General features: G+C 37.2%; 15 protein-coding genes, 1 tRNA gene and 3 pseudogenes. 8 read left to right on the top strand and 11 right to left on the bottom strand.

Going from position 1 to position 20,613, the window contains the following annotated elements; translation table 11 throughout:
* Positions 1–14 precede the first annotated feature (14 nt).
* The 4 genes and pseudogenes from ruvA to N4G44_RS05545 form a co-directional block, all read right to left on the bottom strand.
* Positions 15–599: a Holliday junction branch migration protein RuvA gene (ruvA, locus tag N4G44_RS05560; RefSeq protein WP_260540422.1), complete on the bottom strand. Its 585-nt coding sequence runs from the start codon at positions 597–599 to the stop codon at positions 15–17.
* A gap of 186 nt (positions 600–785) precedes the next feature.
* Positions 786–3,083 (bottom strand): annotated as a pseudogene (locus tag N4G44_RS05555) (NADP-dependent malic enzyme).
* Positions 3,084–3,098: 15 nt separating this feature from the next.
* Positions 3,099–3,746, bottom strand: a complete 648-nt coding sequence (locus tag N4G44_RS05550) for an ATPase (RefSeq protein ID WP_474924999.1) — start codon at positions 3,744–3,746, stop codon at positions 3,099–3,101.
* Positions 3,747–4,023: 277 nt separating this feature from the next.
* Positions 4,024–4,284, bottom strand: coding sequence for a hypothetical protein (locus tag N4G44_RS05545; protein WP_474924997.1), 261 nt, complete (start codon positions 4,282–4,284; stop codon positions 4,024–4,026).
* A 494-nt stretch (positions 4,285–4,778) separates the two neighbouring features.
* Here N4G44_RS05545 and N4G44_RS05540 point away from each other — a divergent pair, with 494 nt between their 5' ends.
* The 8 genes and pseudogenes from N4G44_RS05540 (at position 4,779) to N4G44_RS05505 (ending at position 14,430) form a co-directional block, all read left to right on the top strand.
* The gene (locus N4G44_RS05540; protein WP_474924996.1) at positions 4,779–5,237 is read left to right on the top strand and encodes a GtrA family protein; all 459 of its coding nucleotides are present in this window, start codon (positions 4,779–4,781) and stop codon (positions 5,235–5,237) included.
* Positions 5,238–5,240: 3 nt separating this feature from the next.
* Positions 5,241–6,002 (top strand): lysophospholipid acyltransferase family protein, encoded by a 762-nt coding sequence (locus N4G44_RS05535; protein WP_474924995.1) that lies wholly within the window; start codon positions 5,241–5,243, stop codon positions 6,000–6,002.
* A 5-nt stretch (positions 6,003–6,007) separates the two neighbouring features.
* Positions 6,008–7,453 carry an MFS transporter gene (locus N4G44_RS05530; protein ID WP_474924994.1) on the top strand — a complete coding sequence of 482 codons (1,446 nt, stop codon included), beginning with the start codon at positions 6,008–6,010 and terminating at the stop codon, positions 7,451–7,453.
* 142 nt (positions 7,454–7,595) lie between these two features.
* Entirely contained in the window at positions 7,596–8,429 is an 834-nt protein-coding gene (locus tag N4G44_RS05525) for a DUF3810 domain-containing protein (protein ID WP_474924993.1), read from the top strand.
* Between the two features lie 729 nt (positions 8,430–9,158).
* On the top strand, positions 9,159–10,667 hold the full coding sequence (locus N4G44_RS05520) for a vitamin K epoxide reductase family protein (protein ID WP_474924992.1): 1,509 nt from the start codon (positions 9,159–9,161) through the stop codon (positions 10,665–10,667).
* 232 nt (positions 10,668–10,899) lie between these two features.
* A pseudogene (locus tag N4G44_RS05515) lies at positions 10,900–13,091 on the top strand (peptidase domain-containing ABC transporter).
* Positions 13,092–13,132: 41 nt separating this feature from the next.
* The gene (locus N4G44_RS05510; RefSeq protein WP_474924991.1) at positions 13,133–13,777 is read left to right on the top strand and encodes a hypothetical protein; all 645 of its coding nucleotides are present in this window, start codon (positions 13,133–13,135) and stop codon (positions 13,775–13,777) included.
* Positions 13,778–13,851: 74 nt separating this feature from the next.
* Complete coding sequence (locus tag N4G44_RS05505; protein WP_474924990.1) at positions 13,852–14,430, top strand: hypothetical protein; 579 nt, start codon at positions 13,852–13,854, stop codon at positions 14,428–14,430.
* A 217-nt stretch (positions 14,431–14,647) separates the two neighbouring features.
* Here the strand turns inward: N4G44_RS05505 and N4G44_RS05500 are convergent.
* From N4G44_RS05500 to greA, 7 genes and pseudogenes are all read right to left on the bottom strand, one after another.
* Positions 14,648–14,721 (bottom strand) — tRNA-Met (locus N4G44_RS05500).
* A 44-nt stretch (positions 14,722–14,765) separates the two neighbouring features.
* Complete coding sequence (locus N4G44_RS05495) at positions 14,766–16,058, bottom strand: TlpA family protein disulfide reductase (protein ID WP_474924988.1); 1,293 nt, start codon at positions 16,056–16,058, stop codon at positions 14,766–14,768.
* 62 nt (positions 16,059–16,120) lie between these two features.
* On the bottom strand, positions 16,121–16,339 hold the full coding sequence (locus N4G44_RS05490; protein WP_474924987.1) for a signal peptidase: 219 nt from the start codon (positions 16,337–16,339) through the stop codon (positions 16,121–16,123).
* A gap of 5 nt (positions 16,340–16,344) precedes the next feature.
* Positions 16,345–18,285: a T9SS type A sorting domain-containing protein gene (locus N4G44_RS05485; RefSeq protein WP_474924986.1), complete on the bottom strand. Its 1,941-nt coding sequence runs from the start codon at positions 18,283–18,285 to the stop codon at positions 16,345–16,347.
* Between the two features lie 73 nt (positions 18,286–18,358).
* Positions 18,359–19,546: an ATP-dependent Clp protease ATP-binding subunit ClpX gene (gene clpX / locus N4G44_RS05480; RefSeq protein WP_474924985.1), complete on the bottom strand. Its 1,188-nt coding sequence runs from the start codon at positions 19,544–19,546 to the stop codon at positions 18,359–18,361.
* 59 nt (positions 19,547–19,605) lie between these two features.
* A pseudogene (locus N4G44_RS05475) lies at positions 19,606–19,994 on the bottom strand (HIT family protein).
* Positions 19,995–20,036: 42 nt separating this feature from the next.
* Positions 20,037–20,507, bottom strand: coding sequence for a transcription elongation factor GreA (gene greA, locus N4G44_RS05470; RefSeq protein WP_040993748.1), 471 nt, complete (start codon positions 20,505–20,507; stop codon positions 20,037–20,039).
* Positions 20,508–20,613: the final 106 nt, after the last annotated feature.

Below are 20,613 nucleotides of genomic sequence, written 5' to 3'. Positions count from 1 at the left end.
TTCGCCACCAAATGTTAAATGTTTTTTAAAATTTGTTTTACCAATTCTTCCACGGAGATCTCCGGATTCTGTTTCATCATTCTGTCCGCGATCTTCTCACTCATACGTTTCGGAATCCCTAAAACTTCTAATGCAGATAACGATTCTTCCTTCACTTTATTATCCACAAAAGAAGAAATATTTTCTTCTGCAACGCTGAATTTTTGGACTTTATCCTTCAAATCCACGATGATTCTTTCTGCAGTTTTGGCACCAATTCCCTTAGCTTTCTGGATGAGCGCGCTGTTTCTTGAGAGGATGGCCGAAGCGATCTCTTCAAGGCTTAAAGTGGAAAGAAGTATAAGGGCAGAAACAGCTCCAACTCCGTTAACGCTTATTAACAGATTGAACATTTCTTTTTCTGAACGAGTGTTAAATCCAAAGAGAAGATGGGCATCTTCCCGTATGATCTGCTGAGTAAAGAGGAATGCCGGTTTATTCAGGGCCAGTGCCTGGGAGGTCATTAAACTGATACCTACATAGTAACCAACTCCTTGTACGTCGATTACTGCGTAAGTGGGTGTAAGTTCTTGAACGCTGCCTTTTAAGGAAAATATCATTATTAATTTTTAAAACTCCCAAATATAGCAATTTAAACTAATTAATATTTTCATTTCATGAGCGAATGAGTTTTAACTTAAATTTTGATTGTACATTCAATGATTTAATCCAAAAAACAAAAGACTCCAAAATATGGAGTCTTTTGCTGTTTTATATTTAAAATTGCCATGAGTTTGGCAGCTTTATTATTTCTCGGAAGCTTTCTTTTCTCTTCTCTGGGCATCAAGAACGGCAACAGTTGCAAGGTTTACAATTTCATCCACACTGGAACGCATCTGTAAAACGTGTACCGGCTGCTTTAATCCCATTAAAATTGGTCCAATTACCTGAGCTACTTTCATTCCTCTGATGATTTTGTAAGAAAGGTTGGCACTTTCAAGGTTAGGGAAAACGAAAGTATTGGCAGGGGTTGTTCCTAATTTAGAGAAAGGATAATCGCTCAAATGGTCTGCATTCATGGCAAAATCCGGCTGGATTTCACCATCAACCACCATTTTAGGGTATTTCTCGTGAAGGATGCTTACTGCTTTGGCTACTTTCTTGGAAGTATCGGAGATAGCCGCAAAGTTTTCGAAGCCAAGCATGGCAATTCTAGGTTCTATGGCGAAAGATTTCACAGTGATTTCTGCCATTTTCGCAATATTCACAAGATCTTCTGCCGTAGGATTCTGATTGATGGAGGTATCTGCAAAGAAAATAGGTTTCTTTTCGGACAGGATCATCATCATAGCCGCTACTTTATCTACTCCTTTATCTTTTTCGATCACTTCTAAAACGGGACGAAGCACTGAGGTATAGTTTTTAGAAAAACCTACGATCAATCCATCTGTATCTCCATGTCTCAGCATCAAAGGACCGAAATAATCTCTCTGGCGTACATATCTCTTTGCTTTGTACTCGTTCATTCCTTTTCTCTGACGAAGTTTCCAAAGGGTTTCCCTGTATTTTTTCCTGTTTTCTTTCTGATCGTCGTCGCTTGGATCAATGATTGGAATATCCAGATTGATTCCGAAACGCTCCATCTGCTCTTTGATGTATTGTTTATCTCCTAAAAGGCTCGGGGAAGGCAATTCCTTCTTCATAAAGAATCTGAGCTGCTTTCAATACGTTGTATTCTTCGGCATTTCCTAAAGTGATTCTTTTTGGATTGGATTTTGCACGGCTCTGCATCATTCTTACCAGCTTCTCGTCTCTTCCCATTCTGTCCAGCAGCTGGTTTTCGTATTCTTCGAAGTCTTCGATGGTTTTTCCTGCGATACCGCTTTCGATAGCTGCTTTTGCCACAGCACTGGAAACTTTTGTAATCAGCCTGTTATCAAATGGTTTCGGAATGAAATATTCTCTTCCAAACTGTAAGTTCTGAACATTGTAAGCAAGAATTACCGCTTCAGGCACAGGCTCTTTCGCAAGATCTGCAATAGCGTGTACAGCCGCCAGCTTCATTTCTTCATTGATTCCTGTTGCCTGAACATCCAAAGCACCACGGAAAATGTAAGGGAATCCCAATACATTGTTCACCTGGTTAGGATAATCACTTCTTCCGGTTGCCATGATCACGTCCTTACGGGTTTCAAGGGCAAGGTCGTAAGCAATTTCAGGATCAGGGTTCGCCAAAGCGAAAACAATAGGGTTCTCGTTCATGCTGAAAAGCATTTCCGGTGTCATCACGTTTCCTTTTGACAAACCGATGAACACATCAGAACCTTTTACGGCATCTTCCAATGTTTCGATATCAGTATTGGCGATGAAATCCAGTTTTTCAGGCGTCAGGTTTTCTCTTTGTGATTGATAACTCCTTTGCTGTCGCACATTAAAACATTTTCTCTTTTCAGCCCTAAAGAAATATAGAGGTTGGTACAGGCAATAGCTGCCGCTCCGGCACCATTCACCACTATTTTTACCTCATCGATGTTCTTATTGGCAATCTGTAAAGCATTGATGAGTGCAGCTGCGGAAATAATTGCTGTTCCGTGCTGGTCATCATGCATCAAAGGAATATTAAGCTCTTCTTTAAGTTTCTGCTCAATATAGAATGCTTCAGGGGCTTTAATATCTTCAAGGTTGATTCCTCCGAATGTAGGAGCAATTCCTTTTACAATCTGAATAAATTTGTCCGGATCTTTCTCATCAATCTCGATATCAAAAACGTTGATATCTGCAAAGATCTTGAATAAAAGACCTTTCCCTTCCATTACCGGCTTTGAAGCTTCCGCTCCAATGTCACCAAGTCCCAATACAGCCGTTCCGTTTGAAATTACGGCTACCAGGTTACCTTTTCCTGTATAATCGTATACGGTTTCGGGCTTATCATGGATCTCCATACAAGGAACCGCCACCCCCGGTGAATAGGCCAGTGATAGATCTCTTTGTGAAGAGTGTGGCTTTGAAGGAATAACTTCAATTTTTCCTTTAGGTTCATTTTTATGATAATCCAACGCAGCCTGATTGAAGTTCTTTTCGTCGCGGTTGTTTTTGCTTGACATAGAATTTGTTTTTTATTAAAGTATATACTTAATATGGTAGTCTACTAAACTTTCGATGGGTTTGCGGACCACATGGCCCACATTTAAATGAAGTTCTGCCGCAACGGAGCGGAGAATAGGTTCATAATAATAGGCAATAGAGCCGATGAAATTGATCTCGGCCTCTTTTGATTCTTCATAGGGAATCACCTGGTATTCGAAGAAGTTTTTCATTTCTTCATATACCATATTTTTAAAGTAAGGATGTTCCTTTCTTTCGATTACAAATTTGTTGAAATCTGCCAGCCAGGCATTAGGTCTCGGGCTGTGATACATATTGTTCAGGGCTTCCTCTATTTTAAGCCCATAGTTCTGCTCGAATTCCGTATGAAGATCCGCAGGGAGTTTTTTCATAAAATATCTTCGTACCAGCTGTTTTCCGATAGCACTTCCGCTTCCTTCGTCTCCCATAAGGAAACCTAAGGATGGTAATTCTATCTTAAGGTTTTCACCGTCGAAATAGCAGGAATTTGACCCTGTTCCCAGAATGCATACTACAGCCGGTTTTCCGTTATAGGCAGCATATGCTGCGGCCATAAGATCTTCCCTCACAACAATTTCTGCTTTTGTGAATATCTTTTTAAGCTCTTCTTCAATCGTTTCGCAGTTTTTTTCACACCGCATCCGGAACCGTAGAAAAAGATCTTCGTGATGGAATTTTTAACGAGTATAAGGCTGCTGTTCTTTTCTATTTCAGGAACAATAAGTTCGCGGTTGATAAAATTGGGATTAAAGCCGATGGTTTCTGTTTTTAAAAACTCTTTTTGAAATCATCAAGTATCACCCAATCTGATTTGGTAGACCCACTATCAACAATAGCAACCATATATTACATTTTAGTTTAAGGGTGCTAAATTATGAATTTATCTTTAAATAGCGTTTAAAAACAGACCGGAAGCTTCTAATGTTTTATATCAGCTTTTTGATTGAACTTAAGCAGCCAATCTTCAATTTCATCTTCCAGATAAGAACTCTGAAGTTTGATTGCATTGATAAAATCATCAGGCACGGGATCGTTGGTAGAATTCTCAAGATTCCACAATTCGTCTGTCATATTTTCATATTCTGAATACACTCTTTTGAAGCGGGAATTTTCTCTCTCAAGAGCTTCAATATTTTTTTGCTGAAGCTGGAATTTTCTGTATTTGTTTTGACTTTTCATACAAATATTATTATAATTTGGGTCGTAAAAATTAAGGTAGTATGCGTTATACCGCGCATTACAAGATAGAAAAAACCATCAACACAAGAAGTTGAAAATGAATTTATTATCAGGTTATAATTACATCATTCTGAATAATAAATTTAGAAATTATTTTGGTTCAAAAAAATAATTTAACAACTTTTTTCATTGTTTAACATATGCTTATCACAATATTATCCGGCGGAAACTTTGAGATCCCTGCACCCATCCCTATTGCTCCTGTTTTTAGAATTTTTAAAATGATAAAAAAAGAAATTCCCTGTTCGGTATTAATAATGATAAGTAATTAAACTGTGAACATTATTTCTCGCTTCATACTACTCTATTACCGGGCAAACAAAGCAATACAATACTGAAATCCAATCAATTAAACCAATATTTAACTTTAAAATAATCTTTTATTCTTACATTATTGACATATAGTTATAAATTTGCAACTTCATATCTATTGAATGAGAGAATTACTAATACGCCAGAAACAGGTTTTATTTTTTATTATAGCCGGTGGGCTAAGTGCCATTGTAGAGATTGGAAGCTTCAAGGCATTCAGCACCTATCTTCCGCATTTTTTCGCCAGGGAAACCAATTTTCACGGCATCCATTATCCGTTAAGTAATATTTTCTCTACAAGCTGCGGGATCATCAGCAATTATTTCCTGAGCATCTGGTTTGTATTCGAAAGGGGAAAACATTCCAAGAGCAAAGAATTTGCCTATTTTATGGCAGTCTCTTTTGTTTCCACTTTATTAAGCTTAGGCTTCTTCCAGATTTTTTACAGCTTTATATTTAAGGATAATATTGATTTAATTTTTTATACCTTAAGCCCGGAAATGATCAGTAAGATTGCAGCAATCCTGCTGGTTTCCATTCTTAATTATTCAGTAAAGAAGAAAGTAATTTTTAACGGATAGGCGGTGACAAAAATTTTAAATTATCTCTGGAGATTCTGGCTGCTGCTACTGGCATTTATCCTGACAGTCACATTAGGAATTCCTGTCTATATTTTATCCTTTAACAAAAAGCATTACAAATATGCTTACAGGTTTATCCGTATCTGGTGTTTCGGAATGTTCTACGGCATGGGGCTGAGATATGATCTCATTAATCTTTCCGACCAGAAAAAGGATAAGACCAAACCATATGTTTTTATTTCGAATCATACGTCCATTATGGATATTATGCTTACCTGTATCCTGATGCCGCACCACCCGATCTGTTTTGTGGGCAAAAAAGAGCTTGTAAAGATTCCGATCTTTGGTACTATATATAAAAGGATATGCGTCATGGTAGACAGAAACAGTGCAAGAAGCCGTGCAGATGTCTACAGAAGGTGTGCTGAAAAGATGGAAGAAGGAAACAGCATTGCCATATTTCCTGAAGGCGGTGTTCCCGACGATACATCTGTTATTCTTGATGAATTTAAAGACGGAGCATTTACTTTATCCTCGAAACATCATTCTCCAATTGCAGTGTATACTTTTATCGGATTGAAGGAAATATTCCCCTTTGACAATGGAAAAGGCTACCCTGGAAGAGTAAAAGTGTATTTCAACGGAATTATGGAACCATCAGATTCTCCGAGAGATCTGAAAGCCGAAGCTTATAAAGAGATAAAAAAACATTGCTGGAACATTCCATTTAAAAGAAATAGTTATATTTGTTTGCGAAATTTTTAACAAACATGTCAAATTATTCTAAACAAACCAATTGGGGACAGTTTATTCCCTTGGTTACTGTGTTTTTTTTCTGGGGATTTGTTGCTGCAAGTAATGATATTCTGATACCAGTTTTCCAAAAAGCCTTTAAATTATCCCAAACCGAAAGTATGCTCGTACAGATTTGTTTCTACGTGGCTTACACTGTGGGTTCTTTAATTTATATGGTCGTCTCAAAAGGTTTGAAACAGGATCTTATTAATAAAATAGGCTATAAAAACGGCCTTATTTTAGGGCTCCTTATTTCTGCGGCGGGAACTTTACTGTTCTATCCGGCAGCGAATATGGCATCGTTCCCGTTAATGATTTCCGGTCTGTTCATTGTAGGATTAGGATTTTCCTTACAGCAGATTGTTGCCAACCCGCTGGCTATTGAAGTAGGACCAACTGAAACAGGATCCCAAAGGCTTACCATGGCAGGAGGAATTAATAACCTCGGAACTACCATCGGGCCGCTTCTTGTATCATTTGCTATTTTCGGATCAGCTACTGCAGCCAATACGGAAGCAAGCATCGAAAGTGTAAAGGTTCCTTATCTCATGCTGGGAGCTGCATTTGTATTGGTAGCCGTAATGCTTAAATTCTCTTCCCTTCCTGCCATAACTCCTACCAATGTAGAGAATACGGATGATGTTATTCCGGGAGACCATAAAACATCTGCTTTCCAGTATCCGCAATTGGTGATGGGGATGATTGCGATCTTCGTATATGTAGGCGTGGAAGTTTCTACAGCCAGTAATCTTCCTGCTTATATGGAAAAAAGCTTAGGCTTTGAAACTAAAGATGTAGCACCTTATATTTCATTATACTGGGCCTCACTGATGATTGGCCGTTGGACTGGTGCTGTAGAAGCATTTGACCTGAGTGCTGGATTCAAAAAGATCTTGAGATTCCTTGCCCCTTATCTTGCGTTTGGCGTATTCTTATTAGTGAATGCCATTGCCAAGCATGACCTTTCTCCATTCTATGTTTACGGCGCTGTTATCATTGTCATGATTATTTGTGATATCATGAGCCAGGGAAATCCGGCAAGAATGCTTCTGATCTTCTCTGTAGCAGGTATCGCTGCCCTGTTAATAGGAATGTTTACTTCAGGAATGGTTTCCGTTTATGCCTTTACTAGTGTAGGGTTATTCTGCTCTACCCTATGGCCTTGTATTTTTGCACTAGCCATTAACGGACTTGGAAAACATACCAACCAGGGTTCCGGATTATTGATTATGATGATTATGGGAGGAGGTATTGTGAGTTTAATTCAAGGGTATGTAGCTGACTTAACAACTATTCATATGAGTTATATGGTTGGAGTAATTTGTTTTGCTTATCTTGCATTCTATGCAGTCCGCGTAACCGGGATTCTGAAATCTCAGGGTATTGATCTGGATAAAATCTCTAAAGGCAGTGGTCACTAATAATACAAAAATAATATATAAGAAGAGATTTTGGGCAGGTATTTTACTTGCCCAATTTCTTTTGTTTTATGGCTTCTCAAAGTCAGGGGCTATGATTTCTTTTTTCGAAAAGTTTTTTGAATTACAGAAGAAAATCCATCAGATGCTTTTCAGCTGGATTCCTTTTTCTTTCGGGGATCTTATGTATATTCTTTTGGGTATTTTTATTTTATACCAAATTGTTTTATGCTTTAAAAAGAAAAGAAGGAATGGGGCCGTCTTAAAGCTTCTGGCTGCCGTTAATATCTTCTATTTCATTTACCAGGTTTTCTGGGGTATGCTGTACTTCCAGACGCCTATTATCAAGAAGCTCTCTGATCAGAAAGAACCGGAAATTGGCAAAGCAAAAACATTAGCATTACGTTATCTGGAAAAGTGTAAAGCGACCCGGCAAACTGTAAAGGAAGACAGGAATGGTGTATTCATCATCACTGATCTTTCCTCTGTTCAGACAGAAATTTTACAGCAGCAGGCAAAACTTCCAAAATACATTTCCGATAAAAAAGCTCTACAGATTAATTCTTTTAAACCCAGCCTTTTTAAAAGTGTGATGAATTTCACAGGAATATTAGGCTATTACAATCCTTTTACAGCCGAAGCACAGTACAATGCAAAGCTTCCCCATACCTTTATTCCGTTTACGTCTGCGCACGAAAGTTCTCACCAGCTCGGTTTTGCCAGAGAGCAGGAAGCCAATTTTGCAGGTTATCTGCTTGGTGTGAACTCTAAAAATGCCGACCTGAAGTATAGCACTGAATATTTTACGTTAAAAAGCCTTTTAAGGTTTATTGTAGAAGAAGATCCTGAATTTGTAAAATCAGTTCTTAATCAATATTCTCCTGCCATGAAAAGAGACCGCATGTATGAAAGAAGTTTTATTTTAAGACATCAGGGCTGGCTGGATGATTTCTTTGGGTTTACCAACAATCTTTTTTAAAAAGCAATCAGCAGGAAGGTGCAGTTACTTACTCCTACTTTATTGATCTTCTTTTGAACTACGAAAAGCTGTAAACAAAAAAAAGAATCGTATCAGGCGATACGATTCTAAAAACACAAATGATGAAAAAAAATTTATTACCTTGACTTGTTCCCTCATTCAAGGCGATGTAAAAGTACAACATATTTTATAAATACAAAAACATTTCCCTTCTTTTTTCAAACTTTAAGAAAACTTTATGATTTTTTATGTTTTTTTGAGTTTATTAAAGGAAATTACATTTTCAACGAAACAGCCGATTAGATCATCAATCATCATTTAAACATCGATTAAGCTATAAAAAGTTTATAAATTTAAACAATTGTTTAATGATAAAGCATTGTGATTTCACCCTTTATTTTCAATCATGAAAATTAGAGTTATTTTTAAATTAACGGTAGATAATTAAACGGATCCGAAATGATAAGGGGGAAAAAATAAAGGTCAACAAATAGCCCCGGTTATTTTACTATTTTAATTTCAATCAACAAAAAATTATCCTATCCTATCAACTTCATCAGGAATTCTGTACCGGATTTTATTGTGAAATCAGCTTGATTTTTCATCAAATAAAGCAAAAATGGCAACCATATTTACAGAAAATCAAGTATTTAACAAAGGTATATCACTGACAATAGAAAAAAACTTGTTTTTTTAAAACATCTGCGTATTTTAGTTAAAAATATTACTATGATTTTCGACAAATTAATTAACTATCTAAAGCTTGATAAACAGGAATTTTCTTTCCAGTTCAATTCTCATCCAAATTACCCTTCCGCACTAGCTTTTAGCGATACGCTTAACTTTATGGGAGTAAAAAATGATGCTTATGAACTTGACAAGGAATATTGGGATGAGCTGCCGGAAGAGTTTATTGCGATCGTAGATAATTCTTTTTCCTTAGTAAAGAAAACAGGAGCCGGCTATTCCGTTTATTCTGAAAAGGCAAAAACACTTAATAAAGAAGAACTTCATCAGAAATCGACAGATTTTGTACTGCTTTTTGAAAAAACCGAGAATGCAGAAAGTAAGGCTGTTTTTGATTTCAAGCCTCTTCTCTATGTTATTTTCGCCATTATTCTTGGTTATTCTTTTTTTACGCAAACTATATATGAAGCTCTTTTTAATGTACTCTCCCTTGCCGGCGTTTATATTTCGCTTGAAATTTTCAATCAGAAATTCGGAAATACTTCTACAGTTATTGGAAGTATCTGTGGAGATACTTCAGCCAAGCAGACCACCAATTCATGTGATAAGATCATCAAACAGGATAAAACCAGCATTTTAGGTTTAAAATTTTCCGATTTTTCCCTGATTTATTTTACAGGGCTTGCTGCATTGGGACTTTTTCTTCCGGCAACAGCTTATATTGTAAAAGGATTTACATTTGTTTCCGTACTGGCAATTGCTTATTCATTATATATCCAGGCATTTGTGGAAAAAGCTTTCTGCAGAGTCTGCCTCTTGATTATTTCAATTCTTGTGGGACAATTGGTACTGAGTATACTGTTTTTCCAAAGTACACCGTTCAGTATAGGAGTGTTATTGTTAACCGCTGTTCTGTGGATTCTTGTTTTCTCTGCCGTCCTGTATTTCAATAATATTCTTTCCCAAAAAGAAAGCCTTCAGAAGTCGAATGCTAAAAATCTCAGGTTTAAAAGAAATTATGAACTTTTCAAAAGTCAGCTTTTGGAAAAAGAGAAAATAGAGTTCCAGGACACCGAAACCTTTACATTAGGAAATAAAAACTCTAAGTTTCGTCTATCCATTGTCTCCAATCCATACTGTGGATTCTGTAAAGACGGTCATAAGATTATGGAAGGGCTTCTTGAAAAATATCCTGATGATATTTCCGTACAGATCCGTTTTAATTATTCTTCAGAAAGGGCTGATGAGAAGTATACCAAATTACTTTCAGCCTTTAAACACATCTACCAGACTAAACCACAGAAAGAATTCCTAAAGGCCATTGAGGAATGGTTTGAAACAAAAGATGAAAACAAGATCGTTAGCCTTTCAGGTTCATCTGCCCCGGAAGATCTTACTGCATTTGCTGAAATGACTAAGGACAACAGTAATTCAGGATTAAACTTCACCCCGATTTTTATTCTTAACGGATACCAGTTCCCGGATAAGTACGATCGTGAAGATATCTGGTTCTTTATTGATGAATTGATGGAAGATGAGGACTTTCAATAAGAAATCTCCAGAATTCAAAAATTCACTATCTTAGGACAAAATTAAAAGCGGTTTCTGAAAAGCTTTAAAAGAGTAAGAGATAAAAACTTAATAACACTATGAAAAATTTAAAAAAATGTTCTGATGAATGCAATAACAAATAATAGTGCTATTATAGTTAATGATTAAGTTATAACAATGAATAAAGAAAAATGTCGTCATCCAATGACGGCATTTTATAATGAGATAAATTTTGAAGAAATTTCCCTTTTATAAACAGCCGGACGCCAAAGACTGCGGACCTACCTGCCTTAGAATAGTAAGTAAATATTACGGCAGAAGTATCTCTTTGCAGCAGATCCGTACCCTTTCTGAGACTACCCGTGAAGGAAGCAGCCTTTTAGGGCTTAGTGATGCATCAGAAAACCTGGGATTCCGATCGCTTGGAGTCCAGATCGATTTTAATACCCTTGCAGAAGAAGTTCCGTTTCCCTGCATTGTCCATTGGAACAAAAACCACTTTGTAGTAGTTTATAAGATTGATAAAAATAATAAAGTCTATATTTCAGATCCAAGCTATGGACTGATCACGTACACCCGCGAAGAATTCATCAAATTGTGGATTGGGGAAAATGCCAACGAAAATACGGAAGAAGGGATTGCGCTTATCCTTGAAACTACACCTGCATTTTTTCAAACAGAGTTTGATACGGAAGAAAGCAAGGCAAGCTTTTCTTTCCTTTCGAAATACCTCCTTAAATACAAGTCACTGGTCATACAGCTGGCGGTTGGTCTTTTGGCAGGAAGTTTACTGTCCCTTATTTTTCCTTTTCTTACCCAAAGTATTGTAGACGTCGGGATACAGAATCAGGACCTGAACTTCATTTATTTAGTTCTTCTCGCCCAGGTGATGCTGTTTCTTGGAAGGATGGGCATTGAAGTAATCCGGAGCTGGATTTTGCTGCATCTTTCTGCACGGATCAATATTTCGATTATTTCAGATTTCTTTATCAAGCTGATGAAGCTTCCTATAAGCTTTTTTGATACAAGAATGACCGGAGATATCATGCAGAGGATCAATGACCACCACAGAATTGAGCAGCTCCTGACGAGTTCCTCTTTAAATACCCTTTTCTCTCTTGTTAACCTTATTATCTTCAGTATCGTTCTGCTCTTCTATGATTACAGGCTTTTTCTTGTTTATCTTGTTGGAGCAGCTCTATACATCGGATGGATCACTTTTTTCCTTAATAAAAGAAAGGAATTGGATTATAAAAGATTCTCCCAGGTTTCCCAGGAACAGAGCAAAGTAATTGAGCTGATCAATGGGATGCAGGAGATCAAAATGCACAATGCAGAAAAACAGAAGCGTTGGGACTGGGAATTCCTTCAGGTAAAATTATTTAAAATCAGGATAAAATCTCTTTCCCTGGAACAATGGCAGTCCGTTGGGGGAATTTTATCAACCAAATGAAAGATATCCTGGTAAGCTTCCTTTCTGCCAAATTGGTTCTGAGCGGAAATCTTACGCTGGGGATGATGCTATCCGTACAGTATATCATCGGTCAGTTGAACAGTCCTTTGCTGCAGCTTATTGAATTTATCAAACAAACCCAGGATGCCAAAATCTCTTTGGAAAGATTGGGCGAGATCCATGATAAAGAGGATGAAGAAGACAAAAATGAACAGTATGCAGGAGAAATTCCTCAGAAAGACATTGAAGTAAACAATATATCATTCCGTTATATCGGTTCTGATGTTCCGGTATTTGAAGATCTAAGCCTTACAATTCCATATCAGAAGACCACAGCCATCGTAGGATCCAGCGGAAGTGGAAAAACTACTCTTCTGAAGCTTCTGATGAAATTTTACGAACCCGATTCAGGAGAAATCAAACTTGGAAATACCCAATTGAAAAGTATTTCGCCAAGGGTCTGGAGAGATCATTGCGGAGTGGTGATGCAGGAGGGATATGTATTCAATGACACGATCGCTAATAATATTGCAGTAGGGGAAGATTATGTTGACAAACAAAAATTGAGACGTGCTGTAGAGATTGCCAATATCAAAGATTTTATCGAAAGCCTGCCATTAAGTTATAATACCAAGATCGGAAACGAGGGCGTAGGCGTAAGCGGCGGCCAGAAACAGAGGTTATTTATTGCCAGAGCTGTTTACAAATCTCCGGAATTCATCTTTTTCGACGAGGCTACTTCTGCTTTGGATGCCAATAATGAAAAGGTAATCATGGAAAACCTCGAACAGTTTTTTAAAGGTAAAACAGCCATTGTGATTGCCCACAGATTATCAACGGTAAAACATGCCGACAAAATTATCGTTCTTGATAAAGGAAAAGTAGTAGAGGAAGGTAACCATGCTGAACTGGTGGCTATAAAAGGGGAATACTACAGACTGGTGAAGAATCAGCTGGAATTAGGAAATTAAATAATATCTTCCTGAAATACGGAAGAATTTATCTCAGAAACATGAAAGAAGACATCTTAGACAATATTGAACTCCGTTCGGAAAGCGTTCAGGACATTCTTACCCAGCCTCCTCATTGGATGATACGCTGGGGAAACAGTGTCATATTAATTATACTGCTGCTTATCCTTGCAATGAGCTATATTATAAAATATCCGGAATTCGTTTCCGCTCCTGTTATTGTAACGTCGCAAAATCCTCCTGAAAAAATAGAAGCCAGGACAAGCTCTAAAATTGAGAAGATTTTTATAAAAGACCATCAGCAGGTTAAAAAGAACGATGTACTGATGGTGATGCAGTCCACGGCAAATTATAAGGATGTATTGGAGCTGAAAAAGCTTATGGATTCTATTGCTCCCAATCAGCTCAGCTCTTTTCCGATTGCGCAGACATCCAGATTTAAGCTGGGTGAGCTTCAGGGCGACTACAACAATTTCGCCAAAGCATTTCAGGATGAAGAGCTTTTCACAAGGCTTCAGCCGTATGCTCCGGAAAATATTGCAGCCAATCAGAGTATCTCGGAATACAGGGGAAGAATTGCCACATTAAAGCAACAGAAAAGCCTGGAAATGGCCAAGTATGAATTATCAAAAAAAGCTACCAAAGATCTCAGGAGCTCTTCAATCAGGGAGTCATTGCTTCCATAGAACTTGAAAACGAGAAAATAAAATTCCTCCAGGCCCAGCAGAATCTTGAAAACCTTAATATTTCTATCTCCCAGATGGATGAAGGGATTTCCAATCTGAACAAAACAAAAAGCGGAACAGCTATTAATACCGAAAAAGACAAGATCACCTATTCTTCTCAGACATTACAGCTTTTTGAACAGCTCCGCAAATCTTTAAAGCAATGGGAGCAGAATTACCTTGTTGTCTCTTCCACTGATGGGATGGCGAGTTTTCAACAGTTTTTCGGGGAAAATCAATTTGTGAAAACAGCAGAACCTATTCTGTCTATCCTTCCAAGCAACAAAGAAAAACTGGTTGGCAGAATGTCTGTACCTACTGTAAACTCTGGAAAGGTGGCTACAGGCCAGAAAGTACTGATTAAACTCGATAACTACCGTTTCCAGGAATATGGTATCGTAGAAGGAAAAGTACAGAATATTTCCCTTATTCCTGATGAAAAAGGAAATTACTATGTAGATATAACTCTCCCTAAAGGTTTAAAAACAAGCTATAACAGAACCCTCCCATTTGATAAGGAACTCAGAGGCAATGCAGAAATTGTGACCCAGGACCTGAGACTGATCGAAAGGTTTTTCTACCAGATCAGAAAATTATTGGGATACCAAAGTTAATTGCCCTCAGAAAATATAAAAACCGCAACTGTATAAGTTGCGGTTTTTTATTTTATTTAGATGAATCATACTTCAATAATCTCCCTTGTTGGGCCCTGCAAAAATAATCTACTGAAAACTTAGAATGAGCAGATTTTAAATCACCTTTTGAGATAGCAATCAGTGATTTTTTTAAAATAAAAAAGGGAAAGTAAATCTCTTACTTTCCCTTCTGTTGTAGCGAAGACGGGAATTGAACCCGTGACCTCAGGGTTATGAATCCTGCGCTCTAACCAACTGAGCTACCTCGCCGTTTTGGTGGTGCAAATATAGAAAATATTTGTTTACCACCAAAATTATTTTAGCTTAAAATATTCCAAAACATTCCCCACATGGTCTGGCTTATTGATAATCTTATTGTTAGCATCTAAAATAAAATACGTCGGAGTTGCATGAACATTGTACGTATCTACATAACTGCTGTTCCATCCTCTTAATTCGGAATCATTGATCCAAGGGAAGGCAGCAATTTTTTGGGTATATGAGTTTTTATCTACATCTAAGGATAAACCTACAATCTGTATATTTTTACCTTTCAAATCATTGTATTTTGCCAAAAGCTGAGGCAGCTCACTTTCACAATGAGAGCATGTAGATGACCAGAAAACAATTATTTTTTTATCGGCTTTTACATCATATAGTGACTTTGCAGATGTGTTTGCCGGAGACTGAAATTTAACATTAGGAAATGCTGCTCCAATTTCAACATTTGCATTGGACTTTAAAGTAGATGCAAGCCTGTCATTAATTGTGCATTTAAGGTTTTTGGCGAGTGTAAGATATTTGGTTTTAAACTCTTCCATATCGTACGCATCAAAGATATCGATGAGTTCCGATAAAACCGTCTGCCCTCTTGGAGTTTCCACCTTTAAACGGTCTAAAAGCGTATCTACAGAACCTCCTACATTGGTATTTCCTCCTGAATTAAGATAAGCCACTAAAACCGGTCTTAAGAGGGAAGAAGATTCAAGCATATCATTGGATTTATCCAGGAAGTTCACAATATCGTCCTGGGTAACTTTTTTAGCAGGATCTGCAGAGTTAGACAGGAACTTGTTGTAATTGGTAGTATAATAAGAAATAAACGGATGCTGACTGGCATCAATAGCCGTATTCATTCCGGCAAGTCTTTCTATTTCAGTTTTCAGGGCTTTCCCGAAGTCTGTATTGTCTTTATAATATTCTTTTATCTGTGCCAGGGCCGGAAGGATAAGGTCTTTCTTTTGGGAGCCTTCCTGTTGCTTGCTCATCAGATCATTCACTTCATCAAGATAGATTACATCTTTGACTTTGTTATTCTGAACATCCATTTTGATATTTACATTTTTATTCTCCGAAACAAAGTTGACCGCATTATTTGAAGCCGGAAAATACACTTTCATCATTCCCATATAGTGGCTGGGATATTTGAAGGTCCATGTATTGTTCTTGCTTTGTTCTTTGGTAACGATGATGTCTTTCGAACCGTTTAATGTATATAGAATAGCATCCTGATCTTTAAATTCCGCAGGGGTCTGAATTGTAACTGTAAACTGAGCCTGTAGGGAAAATGCAGCTAATACTGCAGATAATATATATATCTTTTTCATAAGGTAAAAATAAAAAAACTCTCTGACTAATCAGAGAGTTTAATATTATTTTAATAAAATTTTTAAGCTTTTTGGCTCTTTAAATTCTTTGCAAAGTATATAATGAATACTACTGCTACAATAGACAGTAAATAAACATACATATCAATAGGTGATGCTACTCCTCCCGGTCCTACACCTCCGGTACCTCCACCGCCTGGTGCTGGTGGTATTTCATCTGCCTTGACCAATAGTGTTCCGAAAAAGAAAAGAGCAAGTACTAGTTTATTAATAGTTTTCATAATATTTATTTTAAGATTTTAGTGTTAACGGTTTCTCCTTTATCAGAAACAATTTTTACAACGTAAGAATTTTTAACTGCGCTATCAAGCTCAATTACAAAATCTCTAGATGCATCAACTGCTTTTTTAGAGATAACCAGTTTACCGCTCATATCATAAACTTCAATATCTGCTTTTTTCCAGTTTGGATCAAATCTAACAATGTAGTTAGTAACCGCTGGATTATATACTACTATTGTTCTTGATGGTTCGGCTGTTTCTTTTGTAGCCAATACCACATTACTAGGCTCACCATAATATAAATCGTAAGATGCAACAACATTAGAAGCAATACCATCTTGTGTCGCCGGCTGCAAAGTACCGTTTGATGCTTTATAGTAGAAACCAATTCCTGCAGACAATAGATGAGTACCTGTTGGAACTAATTGTCCGTTTTCTCTTATTTCGAATTTATACGATTTTACTTTACCAGTATCATAATTTACAAGTTTAACATTTTTACCTTTGAAGTTGCTTTCATTGGCCTCATTAATGTATAACCAATACTGTCCTGTATAGTTAGTATCATAACCACCGTTTAAAGCTTCTTCAAATGTACCGATAATGTTACTTCCTGCTGTTGCCTGAACCGTAGTTGCTACAGAAGTCTGGTGACCTGTTACAGCATTAGGTGAAACTACGTAATATGTTCTTGCAATTTCATTTCCGTTAACATCTAAACCAATAACTCCAAGTTGTTTTATTGTACCTTCGCCAACTTTTCCATTGGCATTTCTGGCAGCAGTAACGCTGTAATCAACGGTTTCCGCTCTTGAGGTACTGTTAAATCTTCTAAGGGTATTGAAATTTAATGTTTGGGCAGAATTATCTCTCAATTTCAGAACAAAAGTCTGCATTGGCTTGATCATTACACTTACATCTCCAACAGGGATGTGTGAAGTTACGTCATAAGTCGTGATCAATGCTCCTGAACTGTATGCATTGCCTTGTGAACCTACTACTACAGTTCCAGGGTCATATCTTACTCCCCAGATATTAGTGATGTTATTTCCATCAGTAACTCCTCCGGTTGCAGGTTCTACATATCCTATTCTTGATAAATCTACGTTAGTTAAGAAAGGGTTTCCGAACTGGTAAATGTTTTTACCGTAAGTTCCTCCCCAAGGAGTGGCAGAGTTCTCAAACTGATCCTGAAGATACGTGTTGTATCTTTCATTGTATCCGTTAATTGCTGTACCACCTGGGCCAAATGTAACGTTACCTCCATTTTGAAGAGTTGCAGCGGAAGCAAATGTTGCATAAGGACGACCATTAACAGTATGCATAGCACTGCTTACATCTAAATTATTATTATTAGATCCAAGCATATAATACTCTGAACCATTGCTGGTAGTAGTTGCTAAACTTGTATAATGATCAGCTACGGCTCCAGTATTATTCCATTTTAGAATTTCATTCTGGCTTCTTCTTACGGTACCAAATGTTTTACCCAATTCAGTGGATAAACTACTAAGGGTTTTACCAAAGAAAGGTAAACCAACCTGTTGGTAATAATTTCCAGTACCATTTTTCTTGGTTCTGAATTCCTTACTTACAACTCCGGTGATATCGGTTTGGGCTAAACCATCAACATATAATTGTCCGTAAGTAGATACGTCGTCAGTAGCTGTGGGAGTGTTGAGCCTTAAAATAATATTTCCACCATCGGTTTTAGCCCCACCAACGGCGTCAATAGTTTTCAAAGCATCCCCGGCCGTACCTACGATCATAACGTTTCCATGAACATCCAAAAGACCATTATCTCTTGTTTGTACACCTCCACCGCTATAAACAAGGGTGCCTTCGCTTACATACATATTAGCATTAGTGTCAATATGACATAGTATCTGCGCCTGAACAGAATAACTAATTGCTAAAAGACCTATAGCAAATAAACTTTTTCTCATTGTATAAATTATTTGTGTGTTAATACAATCTTCACCCGCAAAGGTAAGATTTTTTTGAAAGAAAAAAAATATTTTATTTATTAACAAAAATATTATCTTCCGTTAATACGATTTCTTTTTCTTCACCTATTGAAAACATGTAGTCTTCCAATACTTTTTCTGTTGTACCTCTTAAACCTCTGGCACCCAATCCTTTTTCTATGGTCTCTTCTACGATCTTTTCAATAGCTCCATCCGTGAAGACCAAATTCGTGCCATCCATTTTGAAAAGCTCTACAAACTGATTGATGATCGAGTTTTTAGGTTCCTTCATAATTCTCACCATCGTCTCTTTGGTAAGTTTATCCAGATAGGTAATAATCGGAAATCTTCCTAAAAGCTCAGGAATTAATCCGAAAGAACGAAGATCGATTGCGTTGATATGGGTTAATATATATTCTTCTTCATCAGTTTTATTGATTTTTTCCGAGCTGAATCCTATAGCCTGTTTATTCATTCTTCTTTCGATGATCTCTTTGATCCCGTCAAAAGCACCACCTGCAATGAACAGGATATTCTGGGTATTCACCTGGATGTATTTCTGGTCAGGATGTTTTCTTCCTCCCTGAGGCGGAACATTCACAATGCTTCCTTCAAGAAGTTTCAGCAATCCCTGCTGTACCCCTTCCCCTGAAACATCTCTTGTGATACTCGGGTTGTCTGATTTTCTTGCAATTTTATCGATCTCGTCAATAAATACAATTCCTCTTTCTGCTTTTTCCACGTCATAATCAGCCACCATAAGAAGTCTGGAAAGGATACTTTCCACATCCTCTCCTACATAACCTGCTTCTGTAAGAATCGTAGCATCTACGATACAGAAAGGAACGTTAAGCTCTCTTGCAATAGTTTTTGCCAGAAGAGTTTTTCCTGTTCCGGTTTCGCCTATCATAATGATATTCGATTTTTCCAGCTCTACTTCTCTGTTTTCGTCCTGAGCGTGAAGCAGTCTTTTATAATGATTGTATACGGCAATCGAAAGCTGTTTTTTAGCCTGATCCTGCCCGATGACATATTGGTTCAGGAATTCTTTGATTTCTTTCGGTTTCTTAAGTTCTTCTATATTGGCTGCAGGAGAAGATCCTGTCTTAGAAATGCTGTCTTTTACGATAACATGCGCCTGTTCGATACAGTTTTCGCAGATAAAGCCGCTCTGCCCCGAAATAAGCATCTGTACTTCATTTCTTTTTCTGCCGCAGAAAGAACATTGGTTTGAATTCATACTATATAATATATGTTAAAGAAAATCGTAAAAAATTTCTTTTTTACGATTTTATGCTTTTAAGAATTAATAATTGAGTTTTGGATCTCTTTATATTCTTCGTCTGTTAATTTCAGTCTCTCATTTCTGAAGTTCATGTCTTCCATTTTGTTCAAGGGAATAAGATGGATATGGGCATGAGGAACTTCAAGTCCTACTACAGCTACTCCCACTCTTACGCAGGGAACTGCATTTTTTACTTTTTTGGCAACCTTCTGGGCAAATCCCCAAAGGTTTTTATATTCTTCACTTTCCAGATCAAAGATCAGGTCAACTTCTTTTTGGGAACTACCAGTGTATGCCCTTTCACCAAAGGCATTGCATCAAGAAATGCTACAAAATTATCGTCTTCAGCAATTTTGTATGAAGGAATTTCACCGTTGATGATCTTTGTGAATATACTGCTCATTTTCAGAAGTTAAATTTTAAAGTTGAAGTTAATTTCAGTGGTCTAAAGAGTAATGTCCAATACTTCGAAAGACAGTTTGTTTCCGTTTGGTAATGTAATATCCGCAGTCTCACCTATCACTTTTCCAAGTAATCCTTTAGCGATCGGGGTATTCACAGAAATTTTTCCTGTTTTAAGGTCGCTTTCATTATCCGGCACTAAGGTAAACACCTGCTCCTGATTGGTTGCATTGTTTTTAAGTTTAACCGTAGTAAGGATTGAAACCTTTGAAGTATCTAGTTGACTTTCATCTATGATCTTGGAATTTGCAATAGCATCCTTAAGCTTGGAAATTCTCATTTCAAGCATACCCTGAGCCTCTTTAGCAGCATCGTATTCAGCATTTTCAGATAAATCTCCTTTATCTCTCGCTTCTGCAATCTGCTGGGTAATTTTTGGTCTTTCCACAGTTTCCAACTGTTCCAGCTCAGCTTTCATTTTCTCTTGTCCCACCTTTGTTACATAGCTTGCCATAATTTTAAAAATTTAGTTTTGGTATAAAAAAATAATCCGACATTTGCCGGACAATGTTTTGCGTGTTATAATCGTTTAACTTTTACAAATATATAAAAATTTAAAT

The sequence above is a fragment of the Chryseobacterium sp. GTID13 genome (genome assembly GCF_056172655.1).
The sequence above is the reverse complement of the archived record's forward strand: the minus strand, read 5'-3'. Positions and strand labels throughout refer to the sequence as shown.